Source organism: Pseudomonas kermanshahensis (assembly GCF_014269205.2).
Lineage (GTDB): Bacteria > Pseudomonadota > Gammaproteobacteria > Pseudomonadales > Pseudomonadaceae > Aquipseudomonas > Aquipseudomonas kermanshahensis.
Genome location: NZ_JABWRY020000001.1, coordinates 575,346 through 596,954 on the forward strand (window position 1 = coordinate 575,346; position 21,609 = coordinate 596,954).

Genomic DNA, 21,609 nt, shown 5'->3' on the forward strand with positions numbered 1-21,609 from the left:
CTGTCAGCCAGCGGCTGTCTTACGTGCGTGCACGCAGAGAAATTTGCTTGAGGTAGGCCTTGGGCGTGAGTCCGGTGTTTTCGCGGAAGCACTTGTAGAACGCCGACAGCGAATTGAAGCCCGCGCTGAACGCCAGGTCGTCGATCGGAGCCTGGGCATTATCGTCGTCCAGGCTGGCCATCAGGTGCTGCAGGCGCGCCTGGTTGACGTAACGGTAGAAGCTTTGGCCCAGCACCTGGTTGAGCAGGTAGGAGATCTGGTTGCGGCTGTAGCCGCTGGCATCGGCGACCTGTTGCAGGTCCAGTTCCGGGTCGAGGTAGGGGCGTTGACGCTGAAAGTAGTGCTCAAGGTCCTGGGCCATGGTCGACAGCTGGCGCGGCGAAAGCCCGAGGCGGCTGGTGGCCGGTCGCGGGCCGGCGTTGGTCAGGCCATTGCCCTGTTGTCGCACCAGCGTGGCGTATTCGTTGACCCGCCAGATCAGGCCATCCTTGACGGTGATGGCCTCGCTGGACTGGAACGCGACCAGGCCTTCGCCGCCCTGCACGGTGACCTGATACTGGATGAAAGCAGTGCAGCCATCGACGCGGATACGGTCGCTGTGAACGATATCTTCACCCGCCTCACGTGGCAGGCTGGCGCGCACGTAGTCGCGCAGGTCGTTGAAGCCGAGCACGCGGTTCTGGAAGAAGTCGTGGTACCGCACGTCTGGGTGATACAGCGCAATGACGCCGTCGAGGTCGCGGTGCTTCCAGCACAGGTGATAGCGCATCACGGTCTCGGCGGTGATGGGCGTCTGTTCGGGGCCGTCGGCAGGGGGGTTAGAACGCATTCGCAAATAGTGCCGGGGGCAGGGGCGGTAGGCAAGCCAGGGGCGCGGCCAGCGGACATTGCATAAACCCTGAGCCTATACGAGCAATCCGGGTGTTTTGCACGACTCCAGGAAACGCGTTTGAGCTAACCCGTTGATTCGCTTGAAAGTTATTTTTTGACACATGTGGCACGGCCTCTGCACCGATCATCACGCGACTGGTCCCGATGCTCACAATAAAGGCGAAAAACCATGATCCCCTCTGCCGAATATCCCTATGTCGATTCCCAGAATCGTTCAGGCGTGTCCTGGGCGGCCATCTTCGCGGGTGCCGCTGCTGCTGCCGCGCTGTCTTTGATCCTTGTGGTGCTCGGTGCGGGGCTTGGCTTTGCCGCCACTTCGCCCTGGGCAGATGAAGGTGCCAGCGCCCAGACCTTGGGCGTGTCGGCGATCATTTGGTTGTTGTTGACGCAGATTCTCGCTTCAGGCCTGGGCGGCTATATCGCCGGCCGGCTGCGGGTGAAGTGGGCCAATCTGCATGGCGATGAAGTGTATTTCCGCGACACGGCCCATGGCTTCCTCGCCTGGGCAGTGGCCACGCTGGTTGCGGCCATGCTGATCGTTGGCACCGTCGGTGGTTTGGCCGGTGCGGGCGTGCAGGCGGGGGCGACGGCGGTTGGGGCGGCTGCGAGCATGGCGCCCAAGCCTGATGCCAATGGTTACTTCGTCGACAGCCTGTTCCGTAGCGATGGCCCGGCAGCGGTCAGCGACGATGCTGCCAACGGCGTAGCGGCGCGCATCCTGGCCAAGTCTATCGCCCAGGGTGGCGCGATGGCTGAAGGTGACCGCGCGTATCTCGCGCAATTGGTGGCCCAGCGTACCCGCTTGAGCCAGGCGGAAGCCGAAGCACGGGTGGATGAAGTGTACGCCCAAGTGCAGCAGGCCAAGGTGCAGGCAAAACAGGCAGCTGATACGGCGGCCAAAGTGGCAGCCTGGACCGCGCTGTGGACCTTCGTTGCGCTGCTCTGCGGTGCGTTCTTTGCCAGCCTGGCTGCGTTGTTCGGTGGCCGTCAGCGTGATCGCGTGCTGTGGCTGGAAGGGGAAGGCGTGGGCTACACGACCCATCGAAGCATTCAACGTTAAGGAAGGAGAAACAACATGCGCTCATTACTGCTGTGGATGCTTGGGGTACCGATTCCGGTGATCATCTTGATCGCGATATTCATGCACTGAGAATGTGGGGCCGCTTTGCGGCCCATCGCCGGCAAGCCGGCTCCCACAGGTGCGGCGCAGGTTTGAAGCCTGCGCCGTACTTGTGGGAGCCGGCTTGCCGGCGAAGAATGTCACACCGACCTAGAGAAATTGCTCTGCATAATGGCAGGCGACTTGCCGGGTTCCCACTTGCCTGAAGGCCGGCACTTCAACAGCACAGCGCTCCGTCGCATACGGGCAACGCTTGTGGAACGCGCAGCCATCCGGCGGGTTCAACGGGTTGGGTAATTCCCCTGCAATGCGAATCTTAGGCTTCAACGGGTCTGGATGAATCGCCGGCGTTGCCGACAGCAATGCCTGGGTATAAGGGTGCAGCGGCTTCTCGTAGATATCCGCCTTCGGCCCCATCTCCGCCGGCCGCCCCAGGTACATCACCAACACCTGATCCGCCACATGCCGAACCACCGCCAGGTTGTGCGAGATGAATACGTAAGCGGTGTTGAATTCCTTCTGCAGGTCCATGAACAGGTTCAGCACCTGTGCCTGGATCGACACGTCGAGTGCAGAGGTCGGCTCGTCCGCCACCAGCACCTTGGGCTGCAGCATCATGGCCCGGGCCAGGGCGATACGCTGACGCTGCCCCCCCGAGAACATGTGCGGGTAGCGCTGGTAGTGCTCGGGTCGCAGGCCGACCTGCTCCATCATCTTCTGCACTTTCTCGCGCCGTTCGGCCTTGCTCAGCGAGGTGTTGATCAGCAGTGGCTCTGCCAATTGGTCGCCGATCTTCTGGCGCGGGTTCAGCGAGGCATACGGGCTCTGGAAGACCATCTGCACATCGCGGCGCAATTGCTTGCGCTCGGCCTTGCTGGCGCCTGTGACCTCGGTGCCGGCGATCTGCAGCGAGCCGGAGGAGGGCTCTTCGATCAAGGTCAGGGCGCGCGCCAGGGTCGATTTGCCACAGCCGGATTCACCGACCACAGCCAGGGTCTTGCCGGCCTCCAGTTCGAACGATACGCCATTGAGCGCACGCACCAGGGCGTGGCCCTTGAACAGGCCGCGGGACACTTCGTAATGGCGAGTCAACTCGCGGGCAGTAAGTACGACGGCCATCACGCCACCTCCTGGTTCAGCGGGTAGAAGCAACGCACCAGGCTGTGTGCCTGGGGGGCGAGGGGCGGGCGCTGTTGCCGGCAGTTGTCCTGCACGTACGGGCAGCGCGGCGACAGCAGGCAACCTTGCGGCCGGTCGTAACGGCCAGGGACGATGCCGGGGAGGGTGGCCAGGCGCTCGGCGCCCAGGCTGTGCTCGGGGATCGCCGCCAGCAGGGCTTCGCTGTAGGGGTGGGCGGGGACGTCGAACAGCTCGGGCACCTGGCCCACTTCTACCGCTTGCCCGGCGTACATCACACACACGCGCCGGGCGGTTTCAGCCACCACGGCCAGGTCATGGGTAATGAGAATGAGCGCCATGTTGCGCTCTTTCTGCAGGTTGACCAGCAGCTCCATGATCTGCGCCTGGATGGTCACATCGAGGGCGGTGGTGGGTTCGTCGGCGATCAGCAGCTTGGGTTCGCCGGCAATCGCCATGGCGATCGCCACGCGCTGGCTCATGCCGCCAGACAGCTGGTGCGGATACGCGTCCAGGCGGCTTTCCGCGGCCGGGATCTCGACTTTTTTCAACAGTTCCAGGGCCCGCTGGCGCGCAGCCTTGCCCTTCAGGCCCAGGTGCTGGCGCAGCACTTCTTCGATCTGATAGCCCACGGTGAAGCTCGGGTTGAGCGCGGTCATCGGGTCCTGGAAGACCATGGCGATGTCCTTGCCCACCACCTTGCGCCGCTGGCGGCCGCTGAGCTTGAGCATGTCGGTGCCGTTGAACGTCATGGTATCGGCGGTGATGCGCCCGGGGGCGTCGATCAGGCCCATCAGGGCCATCATGGTGACGGATTTGCCCGAGCCGGACTCGCCAACGATGGCCAGGATCTCTCCGGCATCCACGGCCAGGTCCAGGCCGTCCACTACCGGTACTGCATGGGCGTCGCCGAAGCGCACATTGAGGTTGTTGATCTGCAACAGTGACATGGCGTTCTCCTCAGGCGGCGTTCTTGAGTTTCGGGTCCAGCGCATCGCGCAGTCCGTCGCCCATCAGGTTGATTGCCAGCACGCTGAGCAGAATGGTCACCCCCGGCAGGCTCACCACCCACCAGGCCCGCTCGATGTAGTCGCGGGCCGAAGCCAGCATGGTGCCCCACTCGGGGGTGGGCGGTTGCACGCCCAGGCCGAGGAAGCCCAGGGCCGCGGCGTCGAGGATCGCCGAAGAGAAACTCAAGGTAGCCTGCACGATCAACGGCGCCATGCAGTTGGGCAGCACGGTGACGAACATCAGCCGCGGCAAGCTGGCACCGGCCAGGCGGGCGGCGGTGACGTAGTCGCGGTTGAGTTCGCCCATTACCGCGGCGCGGGTCAGCCGCACATAGGCAGGCAGCGAGACAATGGCGATGGCGATCACGGTGTTGATCAGGCCAGGGCCGAGGATGGCGACGATGGCCACGGCCAGCAGCAGCGAGGGCAGGGCCAGCATCACGTCCATCAGGCGCATGATCGAGGGGCCGAGGAAGTGCGGGAAGAAGCCGGCCAGCAGGCCCAGCAGAATCCCTGGGATCAGCGACATCACCACCGACGACAGGCCGATCAGCAATGACAGCCGGGCGCCCTGGATCAAGCGCGACAGCAGGTCGCGGCCCAGTTCGTCGGTGCCGAGGATGAACTGCCAGGTACCGCCTTCGAGCCACACCGGCGGGGTCAGCAGGAAGTCACGGTACTGCTCGCTCGGGTCATGCGGGGCGACCCAAGGGGCGAACAGGGCGCAGAACACCACCAGGCACATGAAGGCCAGGCCCATCACCGCGCCTTTGTTGCGCGAGAAGGCGTGCCAGAATTCCTTGTACGGCGAGGGGTAGAGCAGGCTTTGGTCCACCGGGCTGGCCGGTGCGACGGATTTTGCAATCGGGCTAGTCATGGCGAAGGCCTCAGCGCTGATGACGGATGCGTGGGTTGGCCAGGCCGTAGAGGATGTCCACGACGAAGTTGACCAGAATCACCAGGCAGGCGATCAACAGGATGCCGTTCTGGACCACGGGGTAGTCACGGGCACCGATGGCTTCGATCAGCCATTTGCCGATGCCCGGCCAGGAAAAGATGGTTTCGGTGAGCACGGCGCCGGCCAGCAGTGTGCCGACTTGCAGGCCGAACACGGTGAGCACCGGGATCAGCGCGTTACGCAGGCCGTGCACGAACACCACGCGGGCGGGCGACAGGCCCTTGGCGCGGGCAGTGCGGATGTAGTCTTCGCGCAGTACTTCGAGCATGGACGAGCGGGTCATGCGGGCGATCACCGCCAGCGGAATGGTGCCCAGTACGATGGCCGGCAGGATCAGGTGCATCACCGCATCCTTGAACGCGCCTTCTTCGTCGCTCAGCAGGGTGTCGATCAGCATGAAACCGGTTTTCGGCTCGATGTCGTAGAGCAGGTCGATGCGCCCGGACACCGGCGTCCAGCCCAGGCTGACCGAGAAGAACATGATCAGGATCAGGCCCCACCAGAAAATCGGCATGGAGTAGCCAGCGAGCGAGATGCCCATCACCCCATGATCGAACAGCGAGCCCCGCTTCAGTGCCGCGATCACCCCGGCCAGCAGGCCGACGATGCCGGCGAACAGCAGGGCGGCGAAGGCCAGCTCCAAGGTGGCGGGGAACAGGGTGAGGAATTCGGTCCACACGCTCTCGCGGGTACGCAGCGATTCGCCCAGGTCACCCTGGGCGAGCTTGCCCACATAGTCCAGGTACTGGACCGGCAGTGGCTTGTTCAGGCCCAGGCGCTCCATGGCCTGGGCGTGCATTTCGGGGTCGACCCTGCGCTCGCCCATCATCACTTCCACCGGGTCGCCGGGGATCAGGCGTATGAGCGCGAAGGTGAGCAAGGTGATACCGAAGAAGGTCGGGATCAGCAGGCCCAGGCGCCGGGCAATAAAACTCAACATTGTCGGGGTTACCTCTTCAGGCCAGGCGGCAGTCAGCGCGCCACGGCAGTGCCGCCGGTCCCCGTGTGGGCTGCCGGCGGTCGTTGTTTTTCTACTTCACCCGGGTGGTGGCGAAGTTGTTGTTGGTCAGAGGGTTGATCACGTAACCCTCCACGTTGTCACGCATGGCGGTAAACACCTTCGGGTGGGCCATGTTGATCCAGGGCTGGTCGTCATCGTACACCTTCAATGCCTCGCTATAGAGCCTTGCACGCGCGTCGTTATCGATCACCTCGCGGGCTTGGGTGATCAACGCCTGGAATTTCGAGTTGCACCAGCGCGCGTAGTTCTCGCCATTTTTCGCCGCCTCGCAACTGAGCAGCGGGGTGAGGAAATTGTCTGGGTCGCCGTTGTCGCTGGCCCAGCCGGTGGACACCAGGTCGGCTTCGCCTTTTTTTGCCCGGCGCAGCATCTCGGCCCACTCCATGACGCGGATGTCGAGCTTGATGCCGACCTTGGCCAGGTCTGATTGCAACATCTCGGCGGACAGCCGCGGGTTGGGGTTGGTCGGGCCGCCGCCGTTGCGGGTGAACAGGGTGATGACCGTACCTTCCGGTACACCGGCCTCCTTGAGCAGCGCACGTGCCTTGTCCAGGTCGCGGGGCGGGTTTTTGTTGTCGCGGTTGAAGCCGATCATTGACGGCGGGTAGGGGTTGATAGCGACCAGGGCGTTGCCTTTGCCGAACAGCTGATCGACTTGGGTCTGGCGGTCGAAGGCCATGTCGATGGCTTTGCGCACCCGCACATCGCTGAGGTATTTGTGCTCGGTGTTCATGGCGATGTAGCCGGTAACCAGTGCTTCGGTGTTGGCGATCTTGAGCTTAGGGTCAGCTTTGATCGACGGCACGTCCTCGGGCTTGGGGTATAGCGCTACCTGGCATTCGTTGGCGCGCAGCTTCTGCAGGCGGACGTTGCTGTCGCTGGCGATGGCAAAGATCAGGGCATCGGCCGGTGGCTTGCCACGGAAGTAGTCTGGGTTGGCCTTGTAGCGGACCTGTGCGTCCTTGCTGTAGCGCTGGAAGATGAACGGGCCGGTACCGATCGGCTTGCTGTTGAGGTCGCCTGTCTTCCCTGCCTTCAGCAACTGGTCGCCGTATTCGGCGGAGTAGATCGAGGTGAAGCCCATGGCCATGTCACGCAGAAACGGTGCTTCCGGGCGGGTGAGGGTGATCACCACGGTGTGATCGTCAGTCTTGTCTACCGACTTGAGCAATTTGCCAAAGGCCATGCTTTCGAAATACGGGTAGCCGACGCTGGTCTTGTCGTGCCAGGGGTGTTGAGGGTCGAGCTGGCGGCGCAGGCTCCACAGCACGTCGTCGGCATTGAAGTCGCGGGTGGGCGTGAAGTAGTCGGTGGTGTGGAACTTCACCCCCTGGCGCAGGTGGAAGGTGTACGTCAGGCCATCAGCGGAGATGTCCCAGCGTTCCGCCAGTGCCGGCTGGATGTCGGTCGTCCCGGGGGTGAAATCGACCAGGCGGTTGAACAGGGTTTCGGACGAGGCATCGAACGTCACGGCCGTGGTGTACTGGACGACATCGAAGCCCTCGGGGCTGGCTTCGGTACACACCACCAGCGGCTTGGCCGCAAGCGGCGCGGCGCTGCCCAGGATGAGCGCTGCCAGGGCAGCGCGGAGCGGTAGCGATTTCATGAATACTCCCTGCAAGCTTTGATTCCAGCGTAGCCGCCACGGCCTGTTTTTTTCAGTGGGCGAAGCAGGCCGTGGCGTCATGGGTCAGAGGATGTTGAACGGAATGGTGGTCACCACGCGGAACTCGTCCAGGCTGCCATCGGCCTGGGCCTTGCTGGCGCGGTGTGCGGTGTAGGTGGCGCGGATACTGGTGTCTTTCAGCGGGCCGCTCTGCACCGCGTAGCTGGTGCCGATGCCCCACTCGTAGTGGGTCTCGCCGTCCAGCCCCTTCACGTCATAGGCGGTGCCGCGGTAGTGGGTGCCGTCGATGCCCCAGCCGCGGGCGTTGTACAGGTTGAACTTCAGGCCCGGCACGCCGTAGGGCGCCATGTTCAGCACATAGGAAATCTGCAGGGATTTCTCGTTGGGGCCGTTGAAGTCCGAGAGCAGCGAGTTGGCCAGGTAGATGCCGTTGGTTTCGTGCAGGTAGTCGAAGTACTCGTTGCCGTTGACCTGCTGCCAGGCGGCGGAGAGTGTGTGGGCCTGGTGGGTCAGGCCAAGCGACAGGCTGTAGGTGTCGTTGTCGATCTCACCCATCTTCTTGCTGCCTTCGTCCACGGTCTTGTAGTAGTTCAGACCGGTGCTCAGGCTGAGTACGGCGCTGTCGCCCAGCACGTGGTTGGCGCCGAAGTAGTACTGGTTCCAGAAGTCGTCGACCTTGGTGGCGTACAGGCTGGTGGTCAGGCTCTTGAACGGCTGGTAGTTGACCCCGGTGGTGCTGGCGCGGTCGGTCTCGACGCCAGCGGCGCCATACTCGCTGCGGAACTTGCTGAGGCTTTGCTCGGTGCGCGGCGAGACGCGGTCGAAGGTGCCCAGGTCGAACGAGAGGTTGTCGAATTCGGCACTGTGCAGAAAGGCACCCTGGAAGCTCGAAGGCAGGGCGCGGTTGCCGATGTAAGCGATCATCGGCGTGTCCACCGACTGGCGGCCGACGGTGAGTGTGGTGTTGGACACACGGGCTTTGATGTTGCCCAGGCCCAGTTTGCTCCACTGGCCGATGGGGTCGCCGTCGCTGTGGGTCAGCGTCCGGTTGTTGGGGCCGGCGATGGCCTCGCGGTCTTGTAGCAGGGCAACAGCGTTGTAGCCGGCCGCCTCGACGGCAAAGCCCACGGTGCCTTGGGTAAAGCCCGAGCTGTAGTTGAGGAGGGTGCCTTGCAGCCAGTTCTCGCGGCTGTGGGTGTCGTGGCGGGTGCCGTCGCTTTTGTAGTACTTCCACAGCGGGGCGCGGGCGGCGCGCTCGCGGGCGTACCAGTTGCGGGTCGAGCCGGACAGGCTCTGGCCGTCGACGAAGCCGGTGGCTTGTTCCTGTTCGCTGCCGGTCTTGAGGGTGAGCGGGACGTAGTCCTGGCGCTGAGGGTCGGCTTCGACCACGGAGCAAAAGCTGCCAATGGTTAAGGCCAGTGCGGTTGAGGTGAATAATCTCAAGGTGAAAGCTCCCTTTCCTTTTTCTAGTTATTACCGGCCTTGTGAGCCGGGTTTATTGCTGCGGTGTTGCCAGGGTTGCCTGGGGTTGCCGGGCTAATCAGGGGGAGGTGTGTTGCCAGTGACGGCCTCTTCGCGGGGCAAGCCCGCTCCCACAGGTTCCCCACTACCTGCAGTACCTGTGGGAGCGGGCTTGACCCGCGAAGAGGCCAGTACTGGTTAATGCCTAATCAACACTCACACCGGAAAAATCATTGCGGCCAAAGGGGCTGACCTTGAAGTCGGAAACCTTGACACTGATCGGCTGGTTCACCGTGGAATGCGCCACCGGGGTAATCGGCACCTGTTGCTTGAGCCGTTGCTGGGCCTGGCGGTAGAGGGCGGTGCGTTGTTCGCGGTCGGTCACCTGCTTGGCCCGCTTGACCAGGCTGTCGTACTGCGGGTCGCACCACAGGGAGTAGTTGTTGCTGCCGATGGCATCGCAGTTGTAGAGGGTACCGAGCCAGTTGTCGGGGTCGCCGTTGTCGCCGGTCCAGCCGATCAGGGCGATGTCGTGCTCGCCGCTTTTCATGCGCTTGAGGTACTCGCCCCATTCGTAGCTGACGATGCGCACCTTGAAGCCCAACTTGTTCCAGTCGGCCTGCAGCATCTCGGCCATGAGCTTGGCGTTGGGGTTGTACGGGCGCTGCACCGGCATGGCCCATAGGGTGACTTCGGTGCCGTCCTTGACCCCGGCCTGCTTGAGCAGTTGCTTGGCTTTTGCTGGGTCGAAGGGGGCGTCCTTGAGGCTGTCGTCATAGGACCATTGGGTGGGCGGCATGGCGTTCACCGCCAGTTGCCCGGAGTCCTGATACACCGCCTGCAAGATCGCCTGCTTGTTGACTGCCATGTCCATGGCCTGGCGCACTTCCAGGCGGTCGAAGGGCGGGTGCTGGGTGTTGTAGGCGATGTAGCCGAGGTTGAAGCCGGGCCGTTGCAGCACCTCGAGCGTCTTGTCGGCCTTGAGCGCTGGCAGGTCGGCCGGCCGAGGGTGCAAGGTGACCTGGCATTCGTTGCGGCGCAGCTTCTGGATGCGCACCGAAGGGTCGGTGTTGATCGAGAACACCAGGTTGTCGATCTTCACCTCATCCGGAGCCCAATAGTCCTTGTTGCCCTTGAAGCGGATCTGCGAATCCTTCTGGTAGCGCTGGAACACGAACGGCCCGGTGCCGATGGGCTGCTGGTTGATGTCGCTAGGGCGCCCGCGGGTCATCAATTGCTCGGCGTATTCGGCAGACAGGATGGACGCGAAGCTCATGGCAAGGTTCTGGATGAACGCGGCGTCGACCTTGTTCAGGGTGAACACCACGGTCAGCGGGCCGGCCTTCTCGATGCGGGCGATGTTCTTGTCCAGGCCCATGCTGACGAAGTAGGGGAACTCGGTGGGGTAGGCCAGCCTGAACGGGTGGCCCTTGTCGAGCATGCGGTTGAAGGTGAACAGCACGTCGTCGGCATTGAAGTCGCGGCCTGGGGTGAACGCCTTGTTGGCGTGGAACTTCACGCCCTCGCGCAGGTGGAAGGTGTAGCGCAGGCCATCCTCGGAGATGTCCCATTTGGTTGCCAGGGCCGGGTGCACGGCAGTGCCGCCGCGTTCGAATTCGACCAGGCGGTTGTAGATCGGCTCGGCGGCGTCGTTGTCGGTGGCGCTGGTGTACTGGGCGGTGTCGAAACCCGCCGGGCTGCCTTCGGAACAGAACACCAGGTTTTTCGCGAGCAGGGCCGGGGATTGGCTCATCAGGCCCAGCGCGAGCAGGGTCGAAACGGCGGTGGCATGGCGCATGGCAAGTCCTTGTTCGTCTGTTTCGCCGCCTCGGGGTACGAATGGCGGCAACAGGTTGCCTATCCCGCTGCGGGTAGCAGCAGGCAGGCGTTATGGAGGTTGGCTGTGGTGGGGCAGGCACCCGCCGCGCGGCGGGTGCCGGGGGCTACCCTATTAGTTGTCCACGCTGACGCCGTAGAAGGCATTCAGCCCAAACGGACTGATCTTGAAGTCCTTCACCTTGACACTCATGGGCTGGTACACGGTGGAGTGGGCGATCGGGGTGATCGGCACCTGCTGCTTGAGGATGTGCTGCGCCTGTTGATACAACTCGGTGCGTTTGGCTTGGTCAGAGGTGGCTTTGGCCTGTTTGATCAGGTCGTCGTAGGGCTTGTAGCACCACTTGGAGAAGTTGTTGCCGTCGATCGCATCGCAGCCATAAAGCGTACCTAGCCAGTTGTCCGGGTCACCGTTGTCGCCGCTCCAGCCGATTAGCATGGCGCCCTGTTCACCGCCTTTGGAGCGCTTGATGTATTCGCCCCATTCATAACTGACGATCTTCGCCTTGATGCCGATCTTGGCCCAGTCCGATTGCAGCATTTCGGCCATCAGCTTGGCATTGGGGTTGTACGGGCGTTGCACGGGCATGGCCCACAGGGTGATCTCGGTGCCCTCCGGGATGCCGGCTTGCTTGAGCAACTGCTTGGCCTTTTCCGGGTCGTAGGGGGCGTCCTTGATGCTGTCGTCATAGGACCACTGGGTAGGCGGCATGCCGTTTACCGCCAGCTGGCCGGCCCCCTGGTAAACCGATTCGATGATCTTCTTCTTGTCCACCGCCATGTCCAGTGCCTGACGCACTTCGAGCTTGGCCATGGGGTTGGGCACGCTGCTGCCCTTGATCTTGTCCATCACGTTGTAGGCAATGTAGCCGAGGTTGAAGCCGGCCTGTTGCGGCATCTGCAGGCTCTTGTCGGCCTTGAGCGGCTCGATGTCGGCCGGGCGCGGGAACAGCGTGACCTGGCACTCGCCTTTCTTGAGCTTCTGCATGCGCACCGAGGCATCGGTGGTGATGGCGAAGATCAGGTTTTCGAGCTTCACGTCCTCGGGTTTCCAGTAGTCCTTGTTGCCCTTGAAGCGGATTTGCGCGTCTTTCTGGTACTTGCTGAACACGAATGGGCCGGTGCCGATCGGTTTCTGGTTGAGGTCGGCGGCCTTGCCGCCTTTCAGCAGTTGGTCGGCGTACTCGGCCGACTGGATGGACGCGAAGCTCATCGCCAGGTTCTGGATGAACGCGGCGTCCACCTCGTTGAGGGTGAAGCGCACGGTGTGCTCGTCGACCTTCTCGAGCTTGGCGATGTTCTTGTCCATGCCCATGTCGGTGAAGTAGGGGAATTCGGTGGGGTAGGCCTTACGGAACGGGTGGTTCTTGTCGAGCATGCGGTTGAACGTGAACAGCACGTCATCGGCATTGAATGTGCGGGTGGGCTTGAAGTAGTCGGTGGTGTGGAACTTGACCCCTTCGCGCAGGTGGAAGGTGTAGGTCTTGCCGTCGTCGGACACTTCCCATTTAGTCGCCAGGCCCGGGATCACGGCGGTACCGCCGCGTTCGAACTGGGTCAGGCGGTTGAACACGGTCTCGGCCGAGGCGTCGAAGTCGGTTCCCGTCGTGTATTGCCCTGGGTCGAAGCCAGCCGGGCTGCCTTCGGAGCAGAACACCAGGTTGGACGCTGCGTGGGCGAGCGGGGCGCCGGCCAGCAAACCTGCGCCTAGCAAGAACGGAATGACTGCGTGTTTGAGCATGGTGGCCTCATTGTTGTCATTTTTGATTGAGGTGGCCTCGTGAGCCGACCTGAGGATACTTATGCAGGGGCTGTTCCCAATGCAACACTCAGAAGGATAGTTGGCGCCAGAAAGGTGGCACGAGCGTACATGGATGTCGCATCGGTATAACTTTCGACGAAGTTGAACGTTTGCGCGGGCAAAATGATGGCAATTGCAGGATGTTTCGAGGGGGAGGGATATGTAAGCTGCACCTTAAAAGTGCGTAGGAAATGTCTTAAATTGCAGAATTGGGGCTGCTTTGCAGCCCATCGCGACGCAAGGCCGCTCCTACAGCTGCAGCGCAAGCCTTAGGATCTGCGCTGCCCCTGTGGGAGTCGGCTTGCCGGCGATTGGGCCGCAAGGCGGCCCCATTCAGATCAGGGCATCTGAACTTCGATCAAACCATCGGCATTCATGCTCACTTCGCTGGTACCCGCTTCGATATCCGGGGCCGGCGCCGCTTCGTCAGCGCCCATGGCTTTCATGGCCATCGGTGCGCTGCGCAGGTACGGGCGTGGGTAGCCGCTGCTGTTGAGGTTCAGGTTGACCACTTTGTAGCCCTTGCCCCCCAGCGCCTCGGTGGCCAGCTGTGCGCGTGCCTTGAAGGCATTGACCGCGTCCTTGAGCAAATCATCTTCGCTGGCCTTGCGCGTGGCCGGGGCGATGGAGAAGTCCATGCCGCCCATTTTCAGGTCTTGCAGCAGGTCGGCGGTCAATTGCGACAGGGCTGGGAAGTTGGCGCTTTCCAGGCGCAGCTCGGCGCGTTCACGCCAGCCGGTGATCTTCTGCCCTTTGCTGTCATAGACCGGGTAGCTGTTGCGGCTGCCCTGGCTGATCTTCACATCCTTGACCTGGCGAGACTGCTGCACAGCCTTGTTCATGGTCTCGGTGATCTCTTTGGCAAGTTTGCCCGGGTCGGTGTTCTGCGCTTCGCTGTAGAGGGTCACGACCATCAGGTCGCGTGGCACTTCCTTGCTGACTTCTGCACGCAGCGACACCTGGTTGAAGCGCGGCTCATCGGCCGCCAGCGCAGGCAGGCTGGCGAGCAGGCCGCAAGACAGGATCAAGGCAGTGCCGCGACGAGGGATTTGCATGTAAGACTCCTTGGCAATAAAAGGGCGTGGGTGCTGGCTCTCCATTCCACGCATGGCCCATCAGACCGGGAACAGTGTAGTGGGTTCAAAAGTGCCATCATGAACCTGTGACAAAGTGTGGCGCTTTGCCGCATCGCTGCAGCGAGGCGCCCGGCTTCGGTATACTCCAGCCGATTTTCTGGAGCACTCATCAGGAGAGCTCATGCTCGCCGACGTACAACCGTTGTCCGCTACACGTCAGAACCTCTGGCGCCTGACTGTTATTCGCGTGCTGGTCCTGGCTGCCCAGGCAGGCTCCGTGGGCGTCGCCTACTGGACCGACCTGCTGCCCTTGCCGTGGTTTTCGCTGGCGGCGACGCTGGCCCTGTCGTCCATCTTGTGCGCCTTCACCGCGTTGCGCCTGCGCCTGTCGCTGCCGGTCACCGAAATGGAATATGCACTGCAGCTTGCCTGTGACCTGCTGATCCACAGTGCCTTGCTGTATTACTCCGGCGGCTCGACCAACCCGTTCGTTTCGTATTACCTGGTGCCGCTGGCCATTGCTGCGGTGACCTTGCCCTGGCTCTATTCGCTGATTCTTTCGGGCATTGCCCTGACGGCCTACAGCCTGCTGCTGGTGCAGTTCTACCCGCTGGAAGGGCTGCCGCTGGCGCGCGACAAGATGCAGGTCTACGGCATGTGGCTGAGCATCGCCCTGGCGGCAGCGGTCATTACCTTCTTTGCCGCGCGCATGGCCGAAGAACTCCGCCGCCAGGAACAGCTGCGTTCCGAGCGCCGTGAGGAGAGCCTGCGCGATGAGCAGTTGCTGGCCGTGGCCACCCAGGCCGCTGGCGCTGCCCACGAACTGGGCACCCCGCTGGCGACCATGAGCGTCCTGCTCAACGAAATGCGCCAGGACCACCCCGACCCACTGTTGCAGGAAGACCTGCAGATCCTTCAGGACCAGGTCAAACTGTGCAAGGAGACCTTGCAGCAACTGGTGCGTGCTGCCGAGGCCAACCGCCGCCTGGCGATGGTCGAGCAGGACGTTACTGCCTGGCTGGACGAAGCGCTGAACCGTTGGCACCTGATGCGGCCCGAGGCCAGCTACCGCTTCCAGCGCCTCAGGGATGGCCAGGTACCGCGCCTGACCCCGCCACCGGACCTGACCCAGGCGCTGCTGAACCTGCTGAACAATGCAGCCGACGCGTGTCCGGACGACCTTGAGGTGCGCCTTGACTGGGACGCCCAGGACATTGTCATCAGTATCCGTGACCATGGCCCCGGTGTACCCCCAGCGATCGCCGAGGCGATTGGCAAACCCTTTATTACCACCAAGGGCAAAGGCTTCGGCCTGGGCCTGTTCTTGAGCAAGGCCAGCGTGACGCGTGCGGGCGGTTCGGTGAAACTCTATAGTCATGAGCAGGGTGGCACCCTGACCGAATTGCGCCTGCCCCATGGCAAGCGAGGAGATGAATGATGAGTGACGAAACCCAGCTTGAAAGCGAAGAGCTGCCGCACCTGCTGCTGGTGGATGACGATGCCACCTTCACCCGGGTTATGGCGCGCGCCATGAGCCGTCGCGGGTTCCGCGTGAGCACTGCAGGCTCCGCCGAAGAAGGGCTGATCCTGGCCCAGCAGGACCTGCCAGACTACGCCACGCTGGACCTGAAGATGGAAGGCGACTCGGGGCTTGTGCTGCTGCCCAAGCTGCTAGAGCTGGACCCGGAAATGCGCGTGGTGATCCTGACGGGTTATTCCAGCATCGCCACCGCGGTCGAGGCGGTCAAGCGCGGCGCCTGCAACTACCTGTGCAAGCCGGCCGATGCCGACGATGTACTGGCTGCGTTGCTTTCCGAGCATGCCGACCTGGATGCCCTGGTGCCAGAAAACCCGATGTCGGTCGACCGCCTGCAGTGGGAGCACATCCAGCGCGTGCTGAACGAGCACGAGGGCAATATCTCGGCCACGGCGCGGGCGCTGGGCATGCACCGGCGGACCTTGCAGCGCAAACTGCAGAAGCGGCCGGTTCGGCGCTGAATCGGCGTTGACCCTTTCGCGGGGCAAGCCAGCTCCCATAGGGACACCACTGAGCCCGAGAAGGGTGGGCACCTGTGGGAGCGGGCTTGCCCCGCGAAGGGGTCGCCACTGACAGAAATTGCCCTGTATCGCATCCCGATCCCCGCAACTCGCAGCCGTTGACGTATCATTAGCCCCCTAACGGCAACCCCCTGCAGGATCGCTTGCGCATGCTCGCCCTTCTTATCCAGACGCTGAACATCACGGCACCGGTCTTCGCCATGCTGTTCATGGGCGTGCTGCTCAAACGCATCCACCTGATCGACGACAACTTCAACCGCGTCGCCTCACAGCTGGTGTTCAACGTCTGCATGCCGGCGCTGCTGTTCCTCGGCATCTACCACGCCGACCTGGCAACGGCGGTCAAACCGGGCGTGCTGCTGTATTTCGTCGCGGCCACCCTGGTTGGCTTTGGCGTGGCCTGGGGGCTGGCCATCTGGCGTTGCCCGCCAGCGGACCGCGGCATCTACACCCAAGGCGCGTTTCGCGGCAACAACGGCGTAATCGGCCTGGCCCTGGCCGCCAGCCTGTATGGCGACTACGGCATCTCGCTGGGCGCGGTGCTGGCAGGCCTGGTGATCCTCCTGTACAACTCGCTGTCGGCGGTGGTGCTAGCGGTGTACAGCCCGGACCTCAAGTCCGACCCGTGGAGCATCTGCAAGAACATCTTCAGCAACCCATTGATCATCAGTGTGCTGCTGGCAACGCCCATGGCCTATGGCCAGGTGCCGTTGCCCAACTGGTTGCTCACTTCAGGCGACTACCTGGCGCAGATGACCTTGCCGCTGGCATTGATGTGCATCGGTGGCACCCTGTCGCTGGCGGCGCTGCGTGACAGTGGCAGGCTGGCCATCGATGCCAGCCTGGTGAAGATGGTCTGGTTGCCGCTGATCGGCACACTGGGTGCGTGGCTGTGCGGGTTCCGCGGTGCCGAGCTGGGCATTTTGTTCCTGTACATCGGCAGCCCGACGGCGGCAGCCAGCTATGTCATGGCGCGGGCGGCCAACGGCAACCATGAGTTGGCGGCTTCGATCATCGTGATCACTACGCTAATGGCGGCGATCACCACCAATATCGGTATTTTCATCTTGCAGTGGGGCGGATGGATCTAGATCCTTGACTGCAAATAACAGCAATAACACTGCCTCACTGAGCTAAAGGACACTTCATGCAAGACCAGAGCACGCCCGAGCGCTTGCAGCGCGGGCTGAAGAATCGCCATATCCAGCTGATCGCGCTGGGTGGGGCCATCGGCACCGGGCTGTTCCTGGGGATCGCCCAGACCATTCAACTGGCCGGCCCTTCCGTATTGCTGGGCTACGCCATCGCCGGCCTGATGGCTTTCTTCATCATGCGCCAGCTGGGCGAAATGGTGGTCGAAGAGCCGGTAGCCGGCAGCTTCAGCCACTTCGCCCACCAGTATTGGAGCGAGTTCGCAGGCTTCGTTTCGGGCTGGAACTACTGGGTGGTGTACGTGCTGGTGGGCATGGCCGAACTGACCGCCGTGGGCATCTATGTGCAGTACTGGTGGCCCGATTTCCCCACCTGGGCGACGGCGGCGATCTTCTTCGTGGCGATCAACCTCATCAACCTGACCCAAGTGAAGGTCTACGGGGAGATGGAGTTCTGGTTCGCCCTGGTCAAGGTAGTGGCCATCGTCAGCATGATTGGCTTTGGTGCCTGGCTGCTGAGCAGCGGCCACGGCGGCCCGGACGCCAGCGTGGCCAACCTGTGGCAATACGGCGGGTTCTTCCCGAATGGCGTCACTGGCCTGATCATGGCCTTGGCTGTGATCATGTTCTCTTTCGGTGGGCTGGAGCTGGTAGGTATCACCGCCGCCGAGGCAGATAACCCGCGTCAGAGCATCCCCAAGGCCACCAACCAGGTGGTCTACCGCATCCTGATTTTCTACATCGGCGCCCTGGCGGTGCTGTTGTCGCTGTACCCGTGGCAGAAGGTGGTGCAGGGGGGCAGCCCGTTCGTGATGATTTTCCATGAGCTGGACAGCGACCTGGTGGCGACCATCCTCAATGTCGTGGTGCTGACGGCGGCGCTGTCGGTCTACAACAGCTGCGTCTACGCCAACAGCCGCATGCTGTTCGGCCTGGCCAGCCAGGGTGATGCGCCGCGCCAGCTGCTCAAAGTCAGCCGCAGTGGTGTGCCGCTGACGGCGCTGGGGGTTTCGGCGTTTGCCACGGGCATGTGCGTACTGATCAACTACCTGATGCCGGGTGAAGCCTTTGGCTTGCTGATGGCCCTGGCAGTGTCGGCGCTGGTGATCAACTGGGCGAGCATCAGCATCACCCACCTCAAATTCCGCAAAGCCAAGCTGGCGTCGGGTATTACCCCGTTCTACCAGAGCTGGGGGCACCCGGTTACCAATTACCTGTGCCTGGCATTCATCGTGCTGATTCTGGTCGTGATGTACCTGACGCCGCCGATTCGCATCTCGGTGATGCTGATTCCGGGTTGGATTGCGGTGCTTTGGGTCGCGTTCCGGTTGAAGAAGGCCCGGCAGGGCTGAGGGCTTGTGGCGCCCTCCGCTGGCCTCAGTGCTGCCGCCGCCACGCACGTACGGTGGTGTACAGCAGCACCAAGGCCAGCACTGGCAGGACATAGAACAGCATGAGCCGCTCCAGGCGGCCGGCCAATGGCATGCCGGTGGTAAAGGCCACCACATGCAGCCCATAGGCCAGGTACAGGCAGAGAAACACCAGGCCTTCAGCGCGGGTGATCCGGTAGCCCGAATAGAACACGGGTAGGCTCAAGACGGCGACGCCCAGCATCACGGGTAGGTCGAAGGCCAGCGCGTTGGGTGAGATCGACAGCGGTTCAGGGGTGATCAGCGCGGTCAGGCCCAGCACGCCCAGCAGGTTGAACAGGTTGCTGCCGATCACCGTGCCAACGGCGATTTCCCGTTCGCCGCGAAGGGCGGCAATCATCGCGGCGGCCAGCTCTGGCAATGACGTGCAGACCGCGACCACGGTCAGGCCGATGATGCGTTCGGAAAGGCCCAGGTCAGTCGCCACCTCAACGGCGGCTTCCAGTAGCAAGTGGCCGGCCAGGCTCAGCAGGCCAAGGCCAAGCGCAATCTGCAGCAGCGTGCTTGACCAAAAGCGTGCACCACTGACCTTGATGTTGCTGGGCGCGGGGTAGGTGCGAGCGTAATGGCGTGATTGATGCCAGAGCATGACCAGGTAGCCCACCAGCGCCAGCAACAGCAGCAGGCCCTCCCCGCGGCCCAGGTAGCCATTGGCGGCCAGCGCATACACCAGCGCACTGGCGACGATCATCAAGGGGATGTCCAGACGAACCAGTTGGCGTGAAACACGCAGCGGGATGATCAGCGCGGCCAGGCCAAGAATCACCAGTACGTTGAAGATGTTGCTGCCAATCACGCTGCCGACGGCGACATCCGGTGCGCCCTGGAAGGCGGCCTGTAGGCTTACCGTGAGCTGCGGTGCGGTGCTGCCGAAGGCCACCAGGCTCAGCCCGATGATCAGTGGGCGCACGTGCAGGCGCAAGGCCAGGCGCAGGGCCATGCGTACCAGCAGCTCGGCACCGCAGGCCAGCAGCAACAAGGCGACGCCCAGTTGCAGGAGGCTGAAGGTGGGAAGGGTGGCCAGGTCGAAAATGGTCAGGGCTCCAGTAGGGTCAGTCGCTCAGACCTTGTACCCGCACGCGCGCCGTTCCGCTACGGAGCATGCCGATTTTTTCTGCTGCAGCGCGTGACAGGTCAATCAGCCGGCCGCGTGTATGCGGGCCGCGGTCATTGATGCGCACCACAACGCTGCGTTGGTTGGCGAGGTTGGTGACCAGCACGCGGCTGCCGAACGGCAGGCTGCGGTGAGCGGCGGTAAGGCCGTGCTGGTTGAAAGGTTCGCCACTGGCCGTGCGTTTGCCGTGGTGGCGCGAGCCGTAATAGGAGGCGGTGCCGGTCTTGTCGTAGCCGCGGGGGTCGATGTCGTGGCTGGCACAGCCGGCCAGCAGGGAGAATAGGGCGAGGGTCCCGAGGGATCGTTTTAGCAAGTCTGATGCTCCGGTGCTGCCATTGGGGCCGCTGTGCGGCCTTCGCGGGGCAAGCCCGCTCCCACAGGAACTCCACAGCATTGAGGCCAATGAAATACCTGTGGGAGCGGGCTTGCCCCGCGAACGAGGGCGCAGCCCTCGCCGCATTTTTCAGCTCACCCTTCGAGCTTGGCTTTGAGCAATTGGTTCACTTGCCCCGGGTTGGCCTTGCCCTTCGACGCCTTCATCGCCTGGCCGACGAAGAAGCCGAACATCTTGCCGCGCTTGGCCTCATCGGCGGCGCGGTACTGTTCGACCTGTTCGGCATTGGCAGCCAGCATTTCGTCGAGCATCTTGTCGATCGCACCGGTGTCGGTGACCTGCTTCAGGCCACGGCTCTCGATGATGCTGTCGGCATCGCCTTCACCGGCGGCCATGGCCTCGAACACGGTTTTGGCGATCTTGCCGCTGATGGTGTTGTCACTGATACGCAGCAGCATGCCACCCAACTGCTCGGCGCTGACCGGTGCCTGGTCAATCTCGACCCCCAGCTTGTTCAGCAGGCTGCCCAGCTCGACCATGACCCAGTTGGCTGCCAGCTTGGCGTCGCCACCAATCTTCACCACTTGTTCGAAGTAGTCTGCCTGTTCGCGGCTCGATGCCAGCACGTTCGCGTCGTAGGCCGACAGGCCGTACTGGCTCTGGAAGCGCTCGACCTTCTGCGGCGGCAGCTCTGGCAGGCCGGCGCGGATGGTGTCGAGGAAGCTGTCCTCGATGACCACCGGCAGCAGGTCTGGGTCGGGGAAGTAACGGTAGTCGTTGGCTTCCTCCTTGCTGCGCATGGAGCGGGTCTCGTCCTTGTTCGGGTCGTACAGGCGGGTTTCCTGGATGACCTTGCCACCGTCTTCGATCAGGTCGATCTGGCGCTGGATCTCGCTGTTGATCGCACGTTCGATGAAGCGGAACGAGTTGACGTTCTTGATCTCGCAGCGGGTACCGAACTCGGCCTGGCCTTTTGGCCGGATCGACACGTTGCAGTCGCAGCGCAGCGAGCCTTCGGCCATGTTGCCGTCGCAAATGCCCAGGTAGCGCACCAGGGCGTGGATCGCCTTGACGTAGGCCACGGCTTCCTTGGCGCTGCGCATATCCGGCTCGGAAACGATTTCCAGCAGCGGCGTGCCGGCGCGGTTCAGGTCGATGCCGGTGGAGCCGCTGAAGTCTTCGTGCAGGCTCTTGCCGGCGTCTTCCTCCAGGTGCGCACGGGTCACGCCGATGCGCTTGATGGTGCCGTCTTCCAGGGCGATGTCCAGGTGGCCCTTGCCGACGATCGGCAGGTCCATCTGGCTGATCTGGTAGCCCTTGGGCAGGTCGGGGTAGAAGTAGTTCTTGCGCGCGAACACGTTGCGCTTGCCGATCTCGGCATCGATCGCCAGGCCGAACATGCACGCCATGCGCACGGCTTCCTGGTTCAGCACCGGCAGTACGCCGGGCATGCCCAAGTCAACCAGGCTGGCCTGGGTGTTCGGCTCGGAGCCGAAGGTGGTGGCGCTGCCGGAGAAGATCTTCGACTGGGTGGCGAGCTGAGTATGAATTTCCAGCCCGATCACAACTTCCCATTGCATGTGT

Annotated in this window: 18 protein-coding genes; 5 read left to right on the forward strand and 13 right to left on the reverse strand. The window is 62.8% G+C overall.

Annotation, left to right across the window (positions count from 1 at the left end):
- Positions 1–19 precede the first annotated feature (19 nt).
- A complete protein-coding gene (locus tag HU764_RS02665; protein WP_186703505.1) occupies positions 20–829 on the reverse strand; it encodes an AraC family transcriptional regulator in 810 nt (269 codons plus the stop codon).
- 231 nt (positions 830–1,060) lie between these two features.
- Here HU764_RS02665 and HU764_RS02670 point away from each other — a divergent pair, with 231 nt between their 5' ends.
- Positions 1,061–1,951, forward strand: a complete 891-nt coding sequence (locus tag HU764_RS02670) for a hypothetical protein (RefSeq protein ID WP_186675596.1) — start codon at positions 1,061–1,063, stop codon at positions 1,949–1,951.
- Between the two features lie 210 nt (positions 1,952–2,161).
- Here the strand turns inward: HU764_RS02670 and HU764_RS02675 are convergent, their stop codons facing one another.
- From HU764_RS02675 to HU764_RS02715, 9 genes are all read right to left on the reverse strand, one after another.
- The gene (locus HU764_RS02675; protein ID WP_186675598.1) at positions 2,162–3,130 is read right to left on the reverse strand and encodes a peptide ABC transporter ATP-binding protein; all 969 of its coding nucleotides are present in this window, start codon (positions 3,128–3,130) and stop codon (positions 2,162–2,164) included.
- The gene (locus HU764_RS02680; RefSeq protein WP_027595573.1) at positions 3,130–4,098 is read right to left on the reverse strand and encodes an ABC transporter ATP-binding protein; all 969 of its coding nucleotides are present in this window, start codon (positions 4,096–4,098) and stop codon (positions 3,130–3,132) included. Before HU764_RS02680 ends, HU764_RS02675 begins: the two co-directional genes overlap by 1 nt.
- A gap of 10 nt (positions 4,099–4,108) precedes the next feature.
- Positions 4,109–5,035: an ABC transporter permease subunit gene (locus tag HU764_RS02685; RefSeq protein ID WP_027595574.1), complete on the reverse strand. Its 927-nt coding sequence runs from the start codon at positions 5,033–5,035 to the stop codon at positions 4,109–4,111.
- Positions 5,036–5,045: 10 nt separating this feature from the next.
- Positions 5,046–6,056, reverse strand: coding sequence for an ABC transporter permease subunit (locus HU764_RS02690; protein ID WP_016485006.1), 1,011 nt, complete (start codon positions 6,054–6,056; stop codon positions 5,046–5,048).
- A gap of 91 nt (positions 6,057–6,147) precedes the next feature.
- Positions 6,148–7,743 carry an ABC transporter substrate-binding protein gene (locus HU764_RS02695; RefSeq protein ID WP_186703506.1) on the reverse strand — a complete coding sequence of 532 codons (1,596 nt, stop codon included), beginning with the start codon at positions 7,741–7,743 and terminating at the stop codon, positions 6,148–6,150.
- 84 nt (positions 7,744–7,827) lie between these two features.
- On the reverse strand, positions 7,828–9,207 hold the full coding sequence (locus HU764_RS02700; RefSeq protein ID WP_186703507.1) for an OprD family porin: 1,380 nt from the start codon (positions 9,205–9,207) through the stop codon (positions 7,828–7,830).
- A 223-nt stretch (positions 9,208–9,430) separates the two neighbouring features.
- Complete coding sequence (locus HU764_RS02705; RefSeq protein WP_186703508.1) at positions 9,431–11,023, reverse strand: ABC transporter substrate-binding protein; 1,593 nt, start codon at positions 11,021–11,023, stop codon at positions 9,431–9,433.
- Between the two features lie 153 nt (positions 11,024–11,176).
- On the reverse strand, positions 11,177–12,802 hold the full coding sequence (locus HU764_RS02710) for an ABC transporter substrate-binding protein (protein WP_186675606.1): 1,626 nt from the start codon (positions 12,800–12,802) through the stop codon (positions 11,177–11,179).
- Between the two features lie 398 nt (positions 12,803–13,200).
- A complete protein-coding gene (locus tag HU764_RS02715) occupies positions 13,201–13,917 on the reverse strand; it encodes an SIMPL domain-containing protein (protein WP_027595579.1) in 717 nt (238 codons plus the stop codon).
- 202 nt (positions 13,918–14,119) lie between these two features.
- On the opposite strand from HU764_RS02715, the gene HU764_RS02720 reads away from it, so the two are divergent.
- From HU764_RS02720 to HU764_RS02735, 4 genes are all read left to right on the forward strand, one after another.
- Positions 14,120–15,376 (forward strand): ATP-binding protein, encoded by a 1,257-nt coding sequence (locus HU764_RS02720; RefSeq protein ID WP_027595580.1) that lies wholly within the window; start codon positions 14,120–14,122, stop codon positions 15,374–15,376.
- The gene (locus HU764_RS02725) at positions 15,376–15,936 is read left to right on the forward strand and encodes a response regulator transcription factor (protein WP_027595581.1); all 561 of its coding nucleotides are present in this window, start codon (positions 15,376–15,378) and stop codon (positions 15,934–15,936) included. The genes HU764_RS02720 and HU764_RS02725 overlap by 1 nt, the downstream gene beginning before the upstream one ends.
- A gap of 209 nt (positions 15,937–16,145) precedes the next feature.
- On the forward strand, positions 16,146–17,087 hold the full coding sequence (locus HU764_RS02730) for an AEC family transporter (RefSeq protein WP_186703509.1): 942 nt from the start codon (positions 16,146–16,148) through the stop codon (positions 17,085–17,087).
- Positions 17,088–17,143: 56 nt separating this feature from the next.
- The gene (locus HU764_RS02735) at positions 17,144–18,499 is read left to right on the forward strand and encodes an amino acid permease (RefSeq protein WP_027595583.1); all 1,356 of its coding nucleotides are present in this window, start codon (positions 17,144–17,146) and stop codon (positions 18,497–18,499) included.
- Positions 18,500–18,524: 25 nt separating this feature from the next.
- On the opposite strand, the gene HU764_RS02740 is transcribed toward HU764_RS02735, so the two are convergent.
- The 3 genes from HU764_RS02740 to gatB all read right to left on the reverse strand — a co-directional run bounded on the left by HU764_RS02740 (position 18,525) and on the right by gatB (position 21,605).
- Entirely contained in the window at positions 18,525–19,568 is a 1,044-nt protein-coding gene (locus HU764_RS02740; RefSeq protein ID WP_027595584.1) for a calcium/sodium antiporter, read from the reverse strand.
- A 61-nt stretch (positions 19,569–19,629) separates the two neighbouring features.
- Complete coding sequence (locus HU764_RS02745) at positions 19,630–20,004, reverse strand: septal ring lytic transglycosylase RlpA family protein (RefSeq protein ID WP_027595585.1); 375 nt, start codon at positions 20,002–20,004, stop codon at positions 19,630–19,632.
- A 155-nt stretch (positions 20,005–20,159) separates the two neighbouring features.
- Complete coding sequence (gene gatB / locus HU764_RS02750; protein ID WP_085272653.1) at positions 20,160–21,605, reverse strand: Asp-tRNA(Asn)/Glu-tRNA(Gln) amidotransferase subunit GatB; 1,446 nt, start codon at positions 21,603–21,605, stop codon at positions 20,160–20,162.
- Positions 21,606–21,609 lie beyond the last annotated feature (4 nt).